Here is a 15,375-nt window from a genome sequence, read left to right as displayed (position 1 = left end):
CACGTTCCAGCCCGTACGGCCCAAGCCCGACGACACCCTCTACCGGCTGAGGATGACGAACCGCCGGCTGCACGTGTTGCTTCGCCGAAGCCATGGCCGCCGCCGACCGCGGCCAACCGATGTCCGTCGACGGCGCCGCGCTGGCCCGGCACCTGGGTACGGTGCCCGACGACATCGGCGGCAGTTTCGAGGGCCTGATCCCACTGGGACGCCCCTCGGTCGGGACGCTGCTGCGCCGCGCGGTGACGCCGGGGTCTCCCCCACTGACGGCGGCACTGCGCACCGCGGTCGCCGTCGCGATCGCCGGCACCGTCACCGTCGGCCTGAACATGGACCACGCGTACTGGGCCATGGCGGCGGCGGTGCTGATGCTGCATCAGGGTTTCGATTGGCGACGCACCGTACAACGCGGCATCGAACGCACCTTGGGCACGTGGCTCGGCCTGCTGCTGGCGGGCGGCGTCCTGCTCGCCGCACCGGGTGGACCGTGGCTCGCCGTCATCGTCGGCACGCTGCAGTTCCTCATCGAGATGTTCGTGGTGCGCAACTACACCGTCGCGGTCATCTTCATCACGCCTGCGGCATTGACCATCGCGTCGGGCGGACACCACATCGCCGACGTGCCCGCCATGCTGCTCGCCCGGGGCGTCGATACCGTGATCGGTTGTGCGGTGGCACTTCTCGTGCTGTGGCTGATGCGGCGCGGCCACCCCGCGGCGCGTCCCGCCGAGTCGATCGCGGCGACGCTCGACGCCGTCGCCGTCGTGGTCGGCCATCTTGCCGCCGGCGCGGTCACCACCGATCAGGCCCGCAGCGACCGTCGTGATCTGCAGCTGCGCGCGATGGCCATGCTTCCGGTGTACGACACCGCCATCGGCGGGTCGACCCGGAGCCGGGTTGCGGCAGAACGGCTTTGGCCTGCCATCGTCGCGACCGAGCAACTCACGTATCGGACGCTCGCCGCGGGCTGGGCCACCGAGCGATCCGAGACGCCGATCACCCCTGACGACGCCGCACAGCTGACCGCGACGCTCGCCGACCTGGCCGACGCCGTCCGCACCGGACGCCCGGCGGCCGACATCACCGAGCCACCGGCCCTCGGCGCCAACGAATTACGCGCGATCCGGGCGTCGCTGGCGTAGGGATTTGTGCACGTTTTTCCGCGCCGACCGCGGAAAAACGTGCACAAATCCCTACTTTTCGATGGCGCGCTGCACCAGACCCAGCGCCCAGCCGACGATCGACAGCAGGATCGCCGCCCAGATCGCCGTGAACCAGAACTGGTCGATCCCCAAGCCCCAGTGGGTGGTGTTCTCGGTGATCCACGAGGTGATCCACAGCATCCAGGCGTTGATGACGATGTGGATGAGGCCGAGCGTGAGGATGTACAGCGGGATCGCGAACAGCTGCACGATCGGCTTGATGATGGCGTTGACCAACCCGAACACGAACGCCACCACCAGGATGATGCCGACCCGCTCGAGTTGGCCGGCGCCCACGGGGAAGACGAAGTAGATCCCCGACACCATGCGCGTGACCAACCACAACGCCAGGCCGGTCAACCCAGCACGAACCAGCAGCGATTTCATGCTGTCGATTCTGCCCGCAGCAGGTAGGTGTCCATGATCCAGCCGTGCCGCGCCCGAGCGTCGGCCCGCTCCCGCGCGATACGTTCCCCGACCTCGCCGACGGTCCCGGCGATCAGCATCTCGTCCGGGGTCCCGAGGTAGGCACCCCACCAAATCCGCGTCTGCGGTGGGCATTCCAGGAACGAGCACTCGCCGTCGAGCATCACGACCGCGGCGCCGGCCAGGCCGTGCTCACGCAGCTGACGACCCGTCGTGATGAGCACCGGCTCGCCAATGTCGTTGAGCGGGATGCGATGTCGGGCCGTGAGCGCCTGGATGGCGGTGATGCCGGGGATGACGTCGAACTCGAACTCGACGTGTTCGGCGACGCGGTCCAGGATGCGCAGCGTGCTGTCGTAGAGCGACGGGTCGCCCCACGCCAGAAAGGCGCCCACGCCGTCGGGCCCCAGTTCGGTCTCGATGGCTTCCGCCCACAGCCGCGCTCGTGCGGCGTGCCATTCGGCGACGGCCTCGTGGTAATCGCGATCTTTGGCTCGCTTGGGATCCGGCAGTGCCACGAACCGGTAGCCGGGGTCTTCGATGAAGCGCTCGCAGATCAGCCGGCGCAGCGCGACGAGATCGTCCTTGGTGTCGCCTTTGTCCATCGCGAAGAACACCTGCGTGTCATTGAGTGCCGCGACGGCTTGGGCGGTGACGTAGTCCGGGTCGCCGGCGCCGATACCGATGACGTGGATTGTGCGCATCCGCGAAGGCTAGCGGCCTGCGGCGGCCGCAGTTTTATCCAGTACCGCAGGTATTGACTACCTCTGGTATCGGACGTAGCTTCGGATTACGGACACTTTCGAAGGGATGTCAACGATGACAGCTTCGGTCAAAGGCCAGACGACGCGCGCGGAATTCGCCGAACGCCTGCTCAAAGGCTCGGTACGCAAGTCTTACGCGCCGATCGTCGACATCGACTGGGACGCGCCGATCGACCCGGACAAGTACTTCCTGCCGCCGAAAGTGGTGTCGCTGTACGGCACCCCGCTCTGGGAGTCGATGAGCCGGGCCGAGCAGATCGAGCTGTCCCGCCAGGAGCTGGTGAACACCCTGTCGGCGGGCATCTGGTTCGAGAACATCCTCAACCAGGCCCTGCTGCGCAAGGCGATGCATCAGGACCCGACGGCGAGTGCCACCCACTACGAGCTGACCGAACTCGGCGACGAGACCCGCCACATGGTGATGTTCGGCAAGGCCATCGAGAAGGTGGGCGCCGACCCGGTGCGTCCCAAGTGGTACCAGCGCACCATCATCAACATGCTGCCCTTCGCGTTCCAGGGCTCGGTGCTCTGGGTGGCGGCGCTGATCGGCGAGGAGATTTTCGATTCGCTGCAGCGGCAGATGATGGACGACCCCGAGCTGCAGCCGATGGTGCAGCGACTCATGCGAATTCACGTCACCGAGGAGGCCCGGCACATCCAGTTCGCCCGCGACGGCCTGCGCAAGCGGGCGCCGGAGATGTCGTGGGCCAAGCGCTTCTGGATCGGCAACCTCAACGGCGTGGGCGGCCTGTTCTTCCGGTTCCTGTTCACCAACAAGGTGCAGTACCGCCGCGTGGGACTGGACGCGCGGGCCGCTCGCCACATGGCGCGGACCTCTCCGCACCGGATCGAGACGCAGATCGCCGGCTTCGCGCCGCTCGCGTCATTCCTGGAGGAAGTTGGACTCCTCGGCCCCATCGCGCGGCGGTTGTGGCGGCGGAGCGGATTCCTGCCGGGCGGTCCCGTGGCGCCTGCCGCGCGGGCGGAAATTGCGGAGGCCGAAGACCTGTACGACGGACCCGCCACGATCGACGGCCGCGACGTCCGGGTCCGGCTGGCCGGGCACCTCGATCCGATCGACGGCCAGTACCACTGGCGGGGAACGGTTTTCGAGACGCTCGACGAGCTGCCGCGCACTGCCGTCACCGTGACCGTGGGTGAACGTACCGCGACGGCGCGCGTCACCGAGCGCAGCCAGCAGGGCGGCTACGCCATCAGCGGCACGGGGTTGCCGCCCTTCCCGCTGAACTGACGACCACTGAATGGGCCGTACCCGGCCCATGAAACTAGAACACGTTCTAGTATCGCTTCATGAGGTTCACCTACGCCGAAGCGATGACCGACCCGTCCTACTACATCCCGCTGGCCAAGGCGGCGGACGAGGCCGGCTACCACGCGATGACCATCCCGGACAGCATCGCGTACCCCTTCGAGTCCGACTCGACCTACCCGTACACCGCCGACGGCAGCCGCGAGTTCCTCGACGGCAAGTCGTTCATCGAGTCGTTCGCCCTGATCGGCGCCCTCTCCGCGGTCACGACCAAGCTGCACTTCAACATCTTCGTGCTGAAGCTGCCCATCCGGCCGCCGGCGCTGGTGGCCAAGCAGGCCGGCTCGCTGGCCGCGATGTTCGACAACCGCCTGGGCCTGGGCGTGGGCACCAGCCCGTGGCCGGAGGACTACGAGGTCATGGGTGTGCCGTTCGCCCGCCGCGGCAAGCGCATGGACGAGTGCATCGACGTCATCCGCGGCCTGACGCAGGGCGACTACTTCGAGTACCACGGCGAGTTCTACGACATCCCCAAGACCAAGATGACGCCGGCGCCGACCAAGCCGGTGCCGATCCTGGTCGGTGGCCACGCCGACGCCGCACTCAAGCGCGCCGCCCGCAACGACGGCTGGATGCACGGCGGCGGCGATCCCGCCGAGCTCGACCCGCTGCTCAAGAAGCTCGCGCAGTACCGCGAATCCGAAGAGCGCATCGGGCTGTGCGACGAGTTCCAGATCCACGTCATCTCGATCGACGGCTTCACCGTCGACGGCGTGAAGCGCCTCGAGGACAAGGGCGTCACCGACGTCATCGTCGGCTTCCGCGTGCCCTACATCATGGGCGAGGACACCCAGCCGCTCGACGAGAAGATCAAGCACCTGGAGATGTTCGCCGAGAACGTCATCGCCAAGGTCTGAGCGCGACTACTCGTCGATGACGTGGACCGCGGCCTCCTCGGCGGAGGCCGCGCTCCCGTCGATGCCGACGTCCCCCGCGAGCAGCTCGCCGTCCTGCTCGCCGGCCACGAGCCGGCCGGACCGCTGGTCACCGACCTCGTCTTCGCCCCACTGCTCGTCGGGATCGTCACCCTCGTCAAGTTGCAGCGCCGGGTCCGGCTCTTCCTCGGCGAGCAGTTCGTCGAGGGTCTCGTCATCCCGGGGCTCGCGCCACTTGTCCGGCGGCGAGTAGCCCTCGTCCAGCAGGTCATCGACACCGCGGTCGATCAGCATGTCCTCCTGGGTCAGCTGATCCTCATCGTCGACGCTGTACTCATCCGAGGCACTCATGTAATCACCTTGCCACGGATCGCCGAGTCTGGCGAGTACGCCTGAAAACCCCCAAAACCTGACGGTTCTGGGGGTTTTCGACACGGTCACCGCAACCGCTAGAGCGTGCGGCTGATGATCTCCTTCATGATTTCGCTTGTGCCGCCGTAGATCTTGTTGACGCGTGCCGCGGCATACGCCCGGCCGATCGGATACTCCATCATGTAGCCGTACCCGCCGAAGAACTGCACACAGCGGTCGACGACGGCCACGGCCCGGTCGGCGGCGATCAGCTTGCCCATGGACGCGATCGCCGGATCGTTGTCGCCGTCGATCAGCGACTGCACGCAGTAGTCCACCGTGGTCTTGATCGACAGCACCTCGGCCTTGAGCTCGGCGAGCTGGAATCGGTTGTGCTGGAAGTTGATCAGCGGTTTGCCGAAGGCCTCGCGCTGCTTGGTGTACTTGATGGCCTCCAGCACCGCGGCCTCGGCCATGCCGGCGCAGATCGATCCGATGACGAGCCGCTCGCGGGCCAGCTGCGACATCAGCTGGTAGAAGCCCAGGCCTTCCTGCTCACCGAGCAGGTTGGTGACCGGCACGCGCATGTCGGTGAAGAACAGCTCGCGGGTGTCCTGGCCGTGCTGACCGACCTTCTCCAGCACCCGGCCGCGCTCGAAGCCCGGCAGGTCGTTGACCTCGGCGACGATCAGCGACACCCCGGCCGCACCCTGCGTGGGATCGGTCTTGGCGACGATCACCACCATGTCACACAGAGATCCGTTGGAGATGAAGGTCTTTGAGCCGTTGATGACGTAGTGGTCGCCATCGCGGATGGCGGTGGTGCGGACGGCCTGCAGGTCCGAACCGGTGCCCGGCTCGGTCATCGCGATGGCCAGCACCGTCTCGCCACTGATGATCTTCGGCATCCAGCGGGCCTTCTGCTCCGCGTTGCCGTAGGTGTCGATGTAGTGCGCCACGATCGGCGAGTGCACCGACCAGCCGGAGGCCGAATCATGGGCCAGCGCAAACTCTTCGGCCACCACGGCCGAGAACCCGAAGTCACCGCCCGCGCCGCCGTACTCCTCTGGCAGGTCCAGGCCGAGCAGGCCGGCGTCGCCGAGCTTGTTCCAGAACTCGCGGTCGACCTGGCGGTTCTTGGCCCACCGCTCCTGGTTGGGCGTGGCCTCCTTGGCCAGGAACGCCGCCGCGTGCTGACGCAGCTCGCGGTGCTGGTCGGTCTCCCAGCTGGCCCGGTACTTCGGGAAGAGCTCTGACATTGGTCCACCTCGCTAAATTCTGCGCGCTATACAACTGTATAGGCCCCTGTTCATGTGTACAGTACATTGATCCGGTTGCCGATGGGAGGTCTGATGGTTGATCCGAGGGCAACTGTCGACGACCTGACAGCCAAAGCGCGCATCCGAAACACCGCGCTGGACCTGTACGCCAAACACGGCGAAGACCGAATCTCGTTGCGCGCCATTGCCGCCGAAGCCGGCGTCGCGGTCGGCCTGGTGCAGCACCACTTCAAGACCAAGGCCGGCCTGCGGAACGCGGTGGACCAGCTGGTGGTCGACTACTTCGCGGGCGCCCTGGCCGAGGTGCCCGAGGACGCCTCCACTGCGGTACGCGACGACGCCGTCCGCGACATGCTGCAGGCCAATCCAGCGGTCGTCGACTATGTGCGGCGGGCCCTGTTGCAACCCAACGCCGCCGACAGCCACCTGGTCGACGTGCTCGTCGACCTGACCCAGCGCGAGGTCAGTGCGGCCCGCAAGACCGGTCGCGCCTCGACCACCCGCCGGGAGAACACACAGGTCGTCGCGGTGCTGGCCCGGCAGATGGGCGAACTATTGTTGGCACCCATGGTCGATGCGGTGTGGGCACGGGTGGCGCCGGATACGAAGCCGCCACGGCTTCGGGTGACAGTCGACGAGGCCGGCCGATGACGGTCACGGTCGACGAGTTCGAGGTCGCGGACACCGCCGATTCGTGGACCGCCGCCGGTTTCACCGTCGACCCCGATGGCGTGTGCCGGATCGGCGGCGTCCGCATCCGGCTGGCCGGACACGAGCGCGGCACCGGCATCGTCGGATGGTCCTTGCGCGGCGTGCCGTCCGATCAGCCGCTCGACGGCATCCCCACCAAGCGGTCGGAGTCGCCGGCCCCGATCCCGGCCGAGCACAAGAACGGCGCCGTGGCGGTGGACCACGTCGTGCTGTTGTCACCCGACCTGAACAGGACGGTCGCCGCGCTGGCGGCCGTCGACGTCCACCCGCGCCGGGAACGGGACGGCCAGCTCGGCGGCCGGCCGATGCGGCAGATCTTCTTCCGGCTAGGTGAGGTGATCCTCGAAGTCGTCGGCTCACCCGACGCCACGGGAGACGGCCCGTCCGCGTTGTGGGGGCTGACGTACGTCGTGCAGGACATCGACGCGACCGCCGCGTTCTTCGGCGAGCGCACCGCGCCGGTCAAACCGGCGGTGCAACCCGGACGCCGGATCACCACGCTGCGACATCAGGAATTCGGGATGTCGGTCCGCACGGCGATGATCTCCGGGCACTGAGCGCCGACGCAATGTCCTTCTGAGCGCGCCGATAAACGTATATGCGGTTAGCGACGCGCTCAGCCTGACGTTGTGATCGAGCCGGCCCGGGACGCTAACCTCACTCCATGACCGACCGCGGCCCCGTCTTCGACGGCATCTCGATCGGCCGACCCGCTACCGGCGCACTCATCGACGCCGGTTACCACTCTGTCGCGGACCTGCCGGCTGATCTCAACGAGCTTCTCGCCCTGCATGGTGTCGGACCGAAGGCTGTACGACTGCTCCAGGAGGCACGCCAGTCATGAGCGACGACGTCGTGGTCATCCACACCGACGGCGGCTGCCGTCCCAACCCCGGCCCCGGCGGCTGGGGCGCCGTGCTGCGCATGCGCCATCACGTGCGCGAAATGTTCGGTGGCGAGGCCGGTGAAACCAGCAACAATCGCATGGAGCTGACGGCACCCATCATGGCGCTCGAAGCACTGACGCGGCCCGTCGTCGTGCACCTGCACACCGACAGCACCTACGTCCGCAACGGCATCACCAAATGGGTCCACGGCTGGGAACGCAACGGGTGGATGACGGCGGCGAAGCAGCCGGTGAAGAACGTGGATCTGTGGAAGCGGCTGCAGGCCGCCTGCGCACGGCATGAGGTCGAGTGGTTCTGGGTGAAGGGGCATGCCGGCGTCGCCGACAACGAGTTGGCCGACCAGCTGGCGACGCGCGGCCTCGAAGAGGCTGTCGCCGGCGCACTCTGCCGACCGTGATTTGTGCACGAAAATCCGCGGTGGGCGCGGAAAATCGTGCACAAATCACTCCCAGGTGACCTCCCCCGGCGTCTTGTCCGGGCGGAGGCCACGCCAACTGGGCTGGCGCAGGCGGTTGTCGGACGTGCGCTCGCTGTAGCGCACCTCACCCACGAGCTCGGGCCGCACGTACGTCACGCCTTTGGCATCGAGCGTGGAAAGCGGTGCGGTAAAAGGCGATTCGCGGGTCTCGAGCGGCTTGAGCATCGCCTTCAGATCAGCCAGCATCTTGTCGGTGAACCCGGTACCCACGCGGCCGACGAACTGTAGGCCGTCGCCCTCGGGAACCCCGACCAGCAGCGCCCCGATGCCGCTGGTGCGGCCGCCCTCCCCGGCACGCCAGCCGCCGATCACCACTTCCTGTGTGCGCCAGAACTTGTCCTTCACCCAGGCCTCCGACCGCCCGGGCCGGTATCCGGAGTCCCACTTCTTCGCGACCACACCTTCGAAGCCGCGCTCATCCGCGAAGTTCAGCGGGTCGTCCGCGGGCAACAGCGGCGGCACCGTCAACGCACCGTCAGACGCCAGGGTTTCCAACAGTTTTCGCCGATCCCGGTACTTCGCGCGTGTCAGGTCGCGCCCGTCGAGGGCCAGGATGTCGAAACACCAGAACTCGATGTGACTGCCGGAGCCGCGGTTCTGCATGGCCTGAAAACTCGGCACGCCGTCCTGCAGGGCCACCACTTCACCGTCCAGGATCACGTGGTGATCGGCGAGATCGGCTGCCAGCGACTGCAATTGCGGATACTCGCCCGTGACGTCCCGGCCGCTGCGTGCGGTGAGCCGGATTCGGCCGTGGTCGGCATCGACCAGGAGCCGGTAGCCGTCCCACTTTCCCTCGAACGCCCAGTGGTCCGGAGAGAGTCGGTCGACCGATCCGTGGGTGGCCAGCATGGGTTGCAGCCGTTGCTCTTTCATCCGGCGCACCAGCCAGTTCTTGCCGTCGGTCTGGATCAGCACGTACCGCCCGGACACCCGGTTGCCGTGGAGGTTGACGATCACCTCGCCGTTTTCGCCTGGGTCCCGGAACTTTTCGGTGTCGTAGGTGCCCGAGTCCCAGATCGTGACGTGGCCGCCGCCGTATTCCCCCTTCGGGATGTCACCTTCGAAGGTGGCGTATTCCAGCGGGTGGTCTTCGGTGTGCACCGCCAGGTGGTTGACGGTCGAGGTGTCCGGAAGGTTTTTCGGCACAGCCCAACTGACCAGCACACCGTCGCGTTCCAGCCGGAAGTCGTAGTGCAGCCGGCGGGCGTGATGCTCCTGGATGACGAAGCGGTTGTTCTGCCCCGACGTCGGCTGGGCCGCCGGCACCGGCTCCGGCGTCCGGCCCGGGTCTCGCATGCTGCGGTAGGTGGTGAGCCGGTCGGGCACCGGCGCGTCGCCATCCATTCCCGCGAGCAGATCGCCGTCGCGAGCCAGGCGGGCCAGCACCTCGTCGAACCGCAGCTGGTGCAACTCCGGGTCGTCGAGTTCCTCCCAGGTGCGCGGTGCGGCGACGGTCGGCTCGTCGCGGCCGCGCAACGAGTACGGCGCCACGGTCGTCTTGGCCGCGGAGTTCTGGCTCCAGTCCAGGAACACCTTGCCGGCCCGCAGACTGCGGGTCATGGCCGCGGTGACCAGCCCACCCATCGATGATTCGAGTTGCTGGGCAACACGTTTGGCGACGGCCGACGCGCCCCGGGAGCTGACGGGCGAGGCCAGCGGCACATAGAGGTGCAAACCCTTGCTGCCGCTGGTCACCGGATGGGCCTCCAGGTCCATGCCGGCGACGAGTTCGCGGACGGCACGCGCCACCTCGCACAGCTGCGCCATGGTGACGCCCTCACCGGGATCCAGGTCGAACACGATGCGTGTCGCGGGTCCCGGAGCGGGGACATCGCGCGGCCCGCCGCCCGCACCGACGAAGCGCCATTGCGGCACATGCACTTCCAACGACGCCTGCTGGGCGATCCAGGCGAGCCCCTCGGGGGTGTCGATGATCGGGTAGACGGTGGTCCCGCTGCGATGTGTGATGGCGCCGCGTGCCAGCCACTCCGGCGCCGACGACGCCAGCTGCTTCTCGAAGAACGGCTGCTGCGCAACACCATTGGGCCAGCGTTTGCGGGTCACGGGACGGCCCGCGATGTGCGGCAACATGGCGTCGGCGACGGCGAGGTAATAGTCGAAAACGTCGGCCTTGGTCGTGCCGGTCGCCGGATAGAGCACCTTGTCGGGATTGGTCAGCCGCACCCGCCCGAATTGCTCCACACCTCAAGTATCCAAGCCGCAGCGCGATCATGGGCCATACTGGATTTATGCGGTCCATCTGGAAGGGGTCAGTCGCCTTCGGACTGGTCAATGTGCCAGTGAAGGTGTACAGCGCCACTGAGGATCACGACATCAAGTTTCATCAGGTGCACGCCAAGGACAATGGCCGCATCCGATACAAGCGGGTGTGCGAGGTCTGCGGCGAGGTCGTCGAGTTTCGGGATATCGCCAAGTCTTTCGAATCGGAGGACGGCCAGACCGTCATCATCACCGACGAGGACATCGCCACGCTGCCGGAAGAACGCAGCCGCGAGATCGAGGTCGTCGAGTTCGTCCCGGCCGAGCAGATCGATCCGCTCATGTACGACCGAAGTTATTTCCTGGAGCCCGACTCGAAGTCGTCGAAGTCGTACGTGCTGTTGGCCCAGACGCTGGCGCAGACCGACCGCGTGGCGATCGTGCACTTCTCGCTGCGCAACAAGACGCGGCTTGCGGCGTTGCGGGTCAAGGATTTCGGTAAGCGCAACGTGATGGTCGTGCACACGCTGCTGTGGCCCGACGAAATCCGCGACCCCGATTTCCCGGTGCTGGACAAGGAAGTCGAGATCAAGAAGGCCGAGCTGACGATGGCCGGCCAGGTGGTGGACTCCATGACCGAGGACTTCCAGCCCGAACAGTTCCACGACACCTACCGCGAGCAGATGGAAGAGCTCATCGAAGCCAAGATCGCGGGCGGCGAGGCATTCACCACCGAGGAAGCGGCGACCGAACTGGACGCGACCGAGGACGTCTCCGATCTGCTGGCCAAGCTGGAAGCCAGCGTGAAGTCGCGGAAGTCCAGCGCCAAGTCCGGTGCGAAGTCCAGCGCGAAGTCCCGGTAGCCCCGAGGGGCGGCGGTCTCTCGCCTCAGTCGCCCGCGCGTCCTGCGACGAGTGTGTCGCTTTGGTGCACTCCTCGGCGGATCCGCGCCCGAAACCTGCACGCTCGCCGTAGCACCGTGGGCGGCACCCGATGGCTGGTGCGGCCATCGCGTCGGCAGCCGATTGAAACGTGTTCTAGAAATTCGTTCCCGCAGCGCCTCTAACTTGCTAGCGTGCCTAACAACGACCACGACGACGCGAGTGAGGCACACGTGATTCTGGACAGATTCCGGCTCGACGACCAGGTAGCGGTGGTGACCGGCGCGGGGCGCGGTCTCGGCGCGGCCATCGCCGTCGCATTCGCCGAAGCCGGTGCTGACGTGGTGATTGCCTCGCGCACCGAGTCCCAACTGCACGAGGTCGCCGCGCAGGTCGAGGCCGCCGGCCGCAAGGCTCATGTCATCGCCGCCGACCTCGCGCATCCGGACGAGACCGCCAAGCTCGCCGCCGCGGCAGTGGAGGCGTTCGGCCGACTAGATGTCGTCGTCAACAACGTCGGCGGCACCATGCCCGGCCCGCTGATGTACACCTCGCCGCAGGACCTCAAGGACGCCTTCACGTTCAACGTCGCCACCGCGCACGCGCTGACCCAGGCGGCGGTCCCCCTGATGCTCGAGCACGCCGGCGGCGGCAGCGTCATCAACATCACCTCGGCCGTCGGCCGGCTCGCGGGCCGCGGCTTCGCCGCGTACGGCACCGCCAAGGCGGCACTGGCGCACTACACGAAGCTCGCGGCCATGGACCTGTGCCCGAAGATCCGGGTCAACGGCATCGCGCCGGGTTCCATCCTGACCTCGGCCCTGGACATCGTCGCCTCCAACGAGGCGTTGCGCGACCCCATGGAAAAGGCCACCCCGATGCGCCGCCTCGGCGACCCGGAGGACATCGCCGCCGCCGCGCTGTACCTGGCCTCACCGGCCGGCGCCTACGTCACCGGCAAGGTGCTGGAGGTCGACGGCGGCCTCACGTTTCCCAATCTCGATCTCCCCATCCCGGACCTGTGAGGAACGCGTACATGCCCATCAAAGTCGCCGCAGTAGGCACCGGAAACGTCGGCCGCCATGCCCTGACTCAGCTCATCGATGACCCCGCCTATGAACTGACCGGCGTCTGGGTCTCCTCGGCCGCCAAGGCCGGCAAGGACGCCGGCGAGCTTGCCGGCCTTGATGTTTCGACGGGCGTCACGGCGACCGACGACCTCGACACCATCTTGGCCGCCAAGCCCGACTGTGTCGTCTACACCGCCATGGCCGACAACCGGCTGCCCGAGGCGCTGGAGGACTACCGGCGGATACTCGCCGCCGGCGTCAACGTGGTCGCCAGCGCGGCGGTGTTCCTGCAGTATCCGTGGCAGGTGCTGCCCGCCGAACTGATCGCGCCGCTCGAAGATGCCGCCAAAGAGGGCAATTCGTCGCTGTTCGTCAACGGCATCGACCCCGGCTTCGCCAATGACCTTCTGCCCCTTGCCCTCATGGGCACCTGTCAGAGCGTCGAGCAGGTCCGGTGCATGGAGATCGTCGACTACGCCACCTACGACAGCGCGACGGTGATGTTCGATGTGATGGGCTTCGGCAAGCCCATCGACGAGTTGCCGATGCTGCTGCAGCCCGGTGTGCTGAGCCTGGCCTGGGGTTCGGTCGTGCGGCAGCTGGCCGCGGGCCTGGGCATAGAACTCGACGAGGTGACCGAGACGCACACCCGGGTGCCGGCGCCCGAGGACTTCGACATCGCATCGGGCCACATCCCGGCGGGCACGACGGCAGCCATGCGGTTCGAGGTGCGCGGCATGAAGGACGGCCACCCGGCCGTCGTGCTCGAGCACATCACCCGCCTGCGCGACGATCTGTGCCCCGACTGGCCGCAGCCCGCACAGGAGGGCGGCTCGTACCGCGTCGAGGTGACCGGCGAGCCGTCGTACGCCCTGGACCTGTGCCTGAGCAGCCGCAAGGGCGACCACAACCACGCCGGACTCGTTGCCACCGCGGCACGTGTCGTGAACGCGATCCCGGCGGTCGTTGCCGCCGAGCCCGGCATCCGTACCACGCTGGATCTGCCGCTCATCACCGGGAAAGGCCTGTACCGCGGCGTCTGACGCCGTCGAAAATAGAGTCATTCGTCGCTAGCGGGCGACCCACCTGTCAAAGCCAGAATCAGGGCGAACTTACGCCGAAGTCAGTTCGCCGATTGTCCGATTCTGAGCCTTTTGAAAGGGCCCGCTATGCACACCGCCGCTCGACCGTTCGCTTCCGTCGGCGTGTCCCTGGCCGGGGCCGCGGCTATCGCCGTCGCCCCGGTCATGGCGCCGACCGTCAGTACCCAGATCCACCACATGGAAGCGCAGATCGAGCGCGCCGCCGTACACCTGACCGCCGCCGTCAATCCGTTCGAGGCATACGCCCAGGCGTTCAACAACACCGTCGCCAGCCTGCAGACCATCGTGAGCACGGCGCAAACCAACGGGCCGACGCCGATTCTCACGGCGGCGCTCAACAATCAACTCGCCGCGCTGCAGGACCTGCTGAAGCTGGTGACGTCCCCTGGTTCGGTGAAAGTCGATCCCAGCCCGCAACCCGCTGTTCCGTTCGCGTCCGCCCCGCCGCTGCTGAACGCGCTGGGCAGCACGCTCGGCCAGATCGGGACCAACCTCACCACCGCGGTGCCGCCGCTGCTGGCCGCCGCCGTCAATGATCTGGCGAAGGGCAACGTCGAAGACGCGACCAACCAGCTGCTGCTGGTCGGATTGAACGCGCTGATCCCGCTGACCAATCTGCTCGGCCCCGGTATCAACTCCATCGCCTATCCGCTGCAAGGCCTTGTCAGCGCGATCGACAGGCTCGGCCCGCTCGGCGTGATCGCAGCCAACCCGCTGCAGAACGCCGTCAACGTGCTCAACACACTCAACCAGGGCTTCGGTGGGCTGCAACCGTCGAACGCCCTCGTCATCGTCGGAGGTCTGCTCGGCCCGCTGATCCAGGCACCCGCGGCGCTCGCCGCCTCTGTGCAGGATGTCATCGATGCCACGCGCACCGGCGATCTCGGCAAGGTGGCCACCGCACTCGTCTCCATTCCGGCGACGGTTCTGGGCGGCGTCCTCAACGGTGGCTACGGTCCCGACCTGTCGACCGTGATCGACACCGGGCTCCCCGGCGTGCCGCTGTATGCCGGCGGGCTGCTGACCTCGTTCGGCATCAACATCGGCGGCGGGCCGCTCGGCTTCACTGTCAACCTGCCGGGTCCGGTGGCCGCGCTGCAGTTGCTGCAGAAGCTCGTCGCCGACGCGCTCAAGCCGCCGCCGATCACGACCGCCAAGACGGCGGCTGCCGCCACCAACGCGCCCGTCGCGGCCAACGCGGTGCCCGCCACCGATGCGACGACCGTCGCGCTGCCGGCTGCGACCGTCGTCAAAGCCCTGCCTGCCAAGACGGCAACGGACACCACAAAGCCGGTCGACCAGACCACGACGAAGACGGACACCACAAAGACGGACCCGACGAGCCCGACGGACGCTCCCACGAAAACTCCAGTGACCAAACCGGATTCGTCGACGGGCACCGGCACGGACACCGCGACAGACACAAGCGGCGCGACCAAGCCCGCGGACACCGGCAGCACGTCGGGCAGCACCGGCAGCACGTCGGGCAGCACCGGCAGCACGTCGGGCAGCACCGGCACCGGCACCGACACCGCCGGCACCGACACCGGCACCACCGGCACCGGGAAGACGCCCACCAAGGGGCAGGGCAAGGGCGCTGACCACGCCACGGGCGGCGACTCGAAGTCCGGCGACAGCGGTGAAACCAAGGGCGGCACCAAGACCGAAACCAAACCGGCCAAGACCGGCACCAAGCCCGCCAAGGCTCTCCACGGCGCCGGGCAGACCAAGGAAGGCAAGAGCAGCCACGCCAAGTAGCAGTCGAATGTCGGC

General features: G+C 67.3%; 16 protein-coding genes. 11 read left to right on the top strand and 5 right to left on the bottom strand.

What is annotated here, in order from left to right; genetic code table 11:
* Positions 1-92: 92 nt before the first annotated feature.
* Entirely contained in the window at positions 93-1,142 is a 1,050-nt protein-coding gene (locus ACZ5IQ_RS04020) for an FUSC family protein (protein WP_064860744.1), read from the top strand.
* A 51-nt stretch (positions 1,143-1,193) separates the two neighbouring features.
* Here the strand turns inward: ACZ5IQ_RS04020 and ACZ5IQ_RS04015 are convergent, their stop codons facing one another.
* Positions 1,194-1,589 carry a phage holin family protein gene (locus tag ACZ5IQ_RS04015; protein ID WP_464480864.1) on the bottom strand — a complete coding sequence of 132 codons (396 nt, stop codon included), beginning with the start codon at positions 1,587-1,589 and terminating at the stop codon, positions 1,194-1,196.
* Positions 1,586-2,332, bottom strand: coding sequence for a precorrin-6A synthase (deacetylating) (gene cobF / locus ACZ5IQ_RS04010; protein ID WP_464480863.1), 747 nt, complete (start codon positions 2,330-2,332; stop codon positions 1,586-1,588). The genes ACZ5IQ_RS04015 and cobF overlap by 4 nt, the downstream gene beginning before the upstream one ends.
* Positions 2,333-2,447: 115 nt before the next feature.
* Here cobF and ACZ5IQ_RS04005 point away from each other — a divergent pair, with 115 nt between their 5' ends.
* The gene (locus ACZ5IQ_RS04005; RefSeq protein ID WP_464480862.1) at positions 2,448-3,644 is read left to right on the top strand and encodes a diiron oxygenase; all 1,197 of its coding nucleotides are present in this window, start codon (positions 2,448-2,450) and stop codon (positions 3,642-3,644) included.
* Positions 3,645-3,703: 59 nt separating this feature from the next.
* Positions 3,704-4,579: an LLM class flavin-dependent oxidoreductase gene (locus ACZ5IQ_RS04000; RefSeq protein ID WP_318987168.1), complete on the top strand. Its 876-nt coding sequence runs from the start codon at positions 3,704-3,706 to the stop codon at positions 4,577-4,579.
* A gap of 6 nt (positions 4,580-4,585) precedes the next feature.
* Here ACZ5IQ_RS04000 and ACZ5IQ_RS03995 read toward each other — a convergent pair whose 3' ends face one another.
* On the bottom strand, positions 4,586-4,948 hold the full coding sequence (locus ACZ5IQ_RS03995; RefSeq protein ID WP_212813011.1) for a DUF5709 domain-containing protein: 363 nt from the start codon (positions 4,946-4,948) through the stop codon (positions 4,586-4,588).
* A 98-nt stretch (positions 4,949-5,046) separates the two neighbouring features.
* The gene (locus ACZ5IQ_RS03990) at positions 5,047-6,207 is read right to left on the bottom strand and encodes an acyl-CoA dehydrogenase family protein (RefSeq protein WP_212813013.1); all 1,161 of its coding nucleotides are present in this window, start codon (positions 6,205-6,207) and stop codon (positions 5,047-5,049) included.
* 93 nt (positions 6,208-6,300) lie between these two features.
* Between ACZ5IQ_RS03990 and ACZ5IQ_RS03985 the strand changes: the two genes are divergently transcribed.
* From ACZ5IQ_RS03985 to rnhA, 4 genes are all read left to right on the top strand, one after another.
* Positions 6,301-6,879, top strand: coding sequence for a TetR/AcrR family transcriptional regulator (locus tag ACZ5IQ_RS03985; RefSeq protein WP_464480861.1), 579 nt, complete (start codon positions 6,301-6,303; stop codon positions 6,877-6,879).
* Entirely contained in the window at positions 6,876-7,496 is a 621-nt protein-coding gene (locus ACZ5IQ_RS03980) for a glyoxalase (RefSeq protein WP_464480860.1), read from the top strand. The genes ACZ5IQ_RS03985 and ACZ5IQ_RS03980 overlap by 4 nt, the downstream gene beginning before the upstream one ends.
* Before the next feature lie 107 nt (positions 7,497-7,603).
* Positions 7,604-7,783, top strand: coding sequence for a helix-hairpin-helix domain-containing protein (locus ACZ5IQ_RS03975; protein ID WP_020099001.1), 180 nt, complete (start codon positions 7,604-7,606; stop codon positions 7,781-7,783).
* Positions 7,780-8,244, top strand: a complete 465-nt coding sequence (rnhA, locus tag ACZ5IQ_RS03970; protein WP_020099000.1) for a ribonuclease HI — start codon at positions 7,780-7,782, stop codon at positions 8,242-8,244. Before ACZ5IQ_RS03975 ends, rnhA begins: the two co-directional genes overlap by 4 nt.
* Positions 8,245-8,289: 45 nt before the next feature.
* Here rnhA and ACZ5IQ_RS03965 read toward each other — a convergent pair whose 3' ends face one another.
* Complete coding sequence (locus ACZ5IQ_RS03965; protein ID WP_464480859.1) at positions 8,290-10,530, bottom strand: ATP-dependent DNA ligase; 2,241 nt, start codon at positions 10,528-10,530, stop codon at positions 8,290-8,292.
* A gap of 47 nt (positions 10,531-10,577) precedes the next feature.
* On the opposite strand from ACZ5IQ_RS03965, the gene ku reads away from it, so the two are divergent.
* From ku to ACZ5IQ_RS03945, 4 genes are all read left to right on the top strand, one after another.
* Complete coding sequence (gene ku / locus ACZ5IQ_RS03960; RefSeq protein ID WP_464480858.1) at positions 10,578-11,411, top strand: non-homologous end joining protein Ku; 834 nt, start codon at positions 10,578-10,580, stop codon at positions 11,409-11,411.
* Between the two features lie 251 nt (positions 11,412-11,662).
* Complete coding sequence (locus ACZ5IQ_RS03955; protein ID WP_464481416.1) at positions 11,663-12,454, top strand: SDR family oxidoreductase; 792 nt, start codon at positions 11,663-11,665, stop codon at positions 12,452-12,454.
* A gap of 11 nt (positions 12,455-12,465) precedes the next feature.
* Positions 12,466-13,542, top strand: coding sequence for an NAD(P)H-dependent amine dehydrogenase family protein (locus ACZ5IQ_RS03950; RefSeq protein ID WP_133426589.1), 1,077 nt, complete (start codon positions 12,466-12,468; stop codon positions 13,540-13,542).
* A gap of 126 nt (positions 13,543-13,668) precedes the next feature.
* Entirely contained in the window at positions 13,669-15,360 is a 1,692-nt protein-coding gene (locus ACZ5IQ_RS03945) for a hypothetical protein (RefSeq protein WP_464480857.1), read from the top strand.
* The last annotated feature ends 15 nt before the right edge of the window (positions 15,361-15,375 follow it).

The organism is Mycobacterium toneyamaense (genome assembly GCF_055384815.1).
Note: the sequence above shows the minus strand (reverse complement) of the source record. Positions and strands in the feature narration are given on the sequence as shown.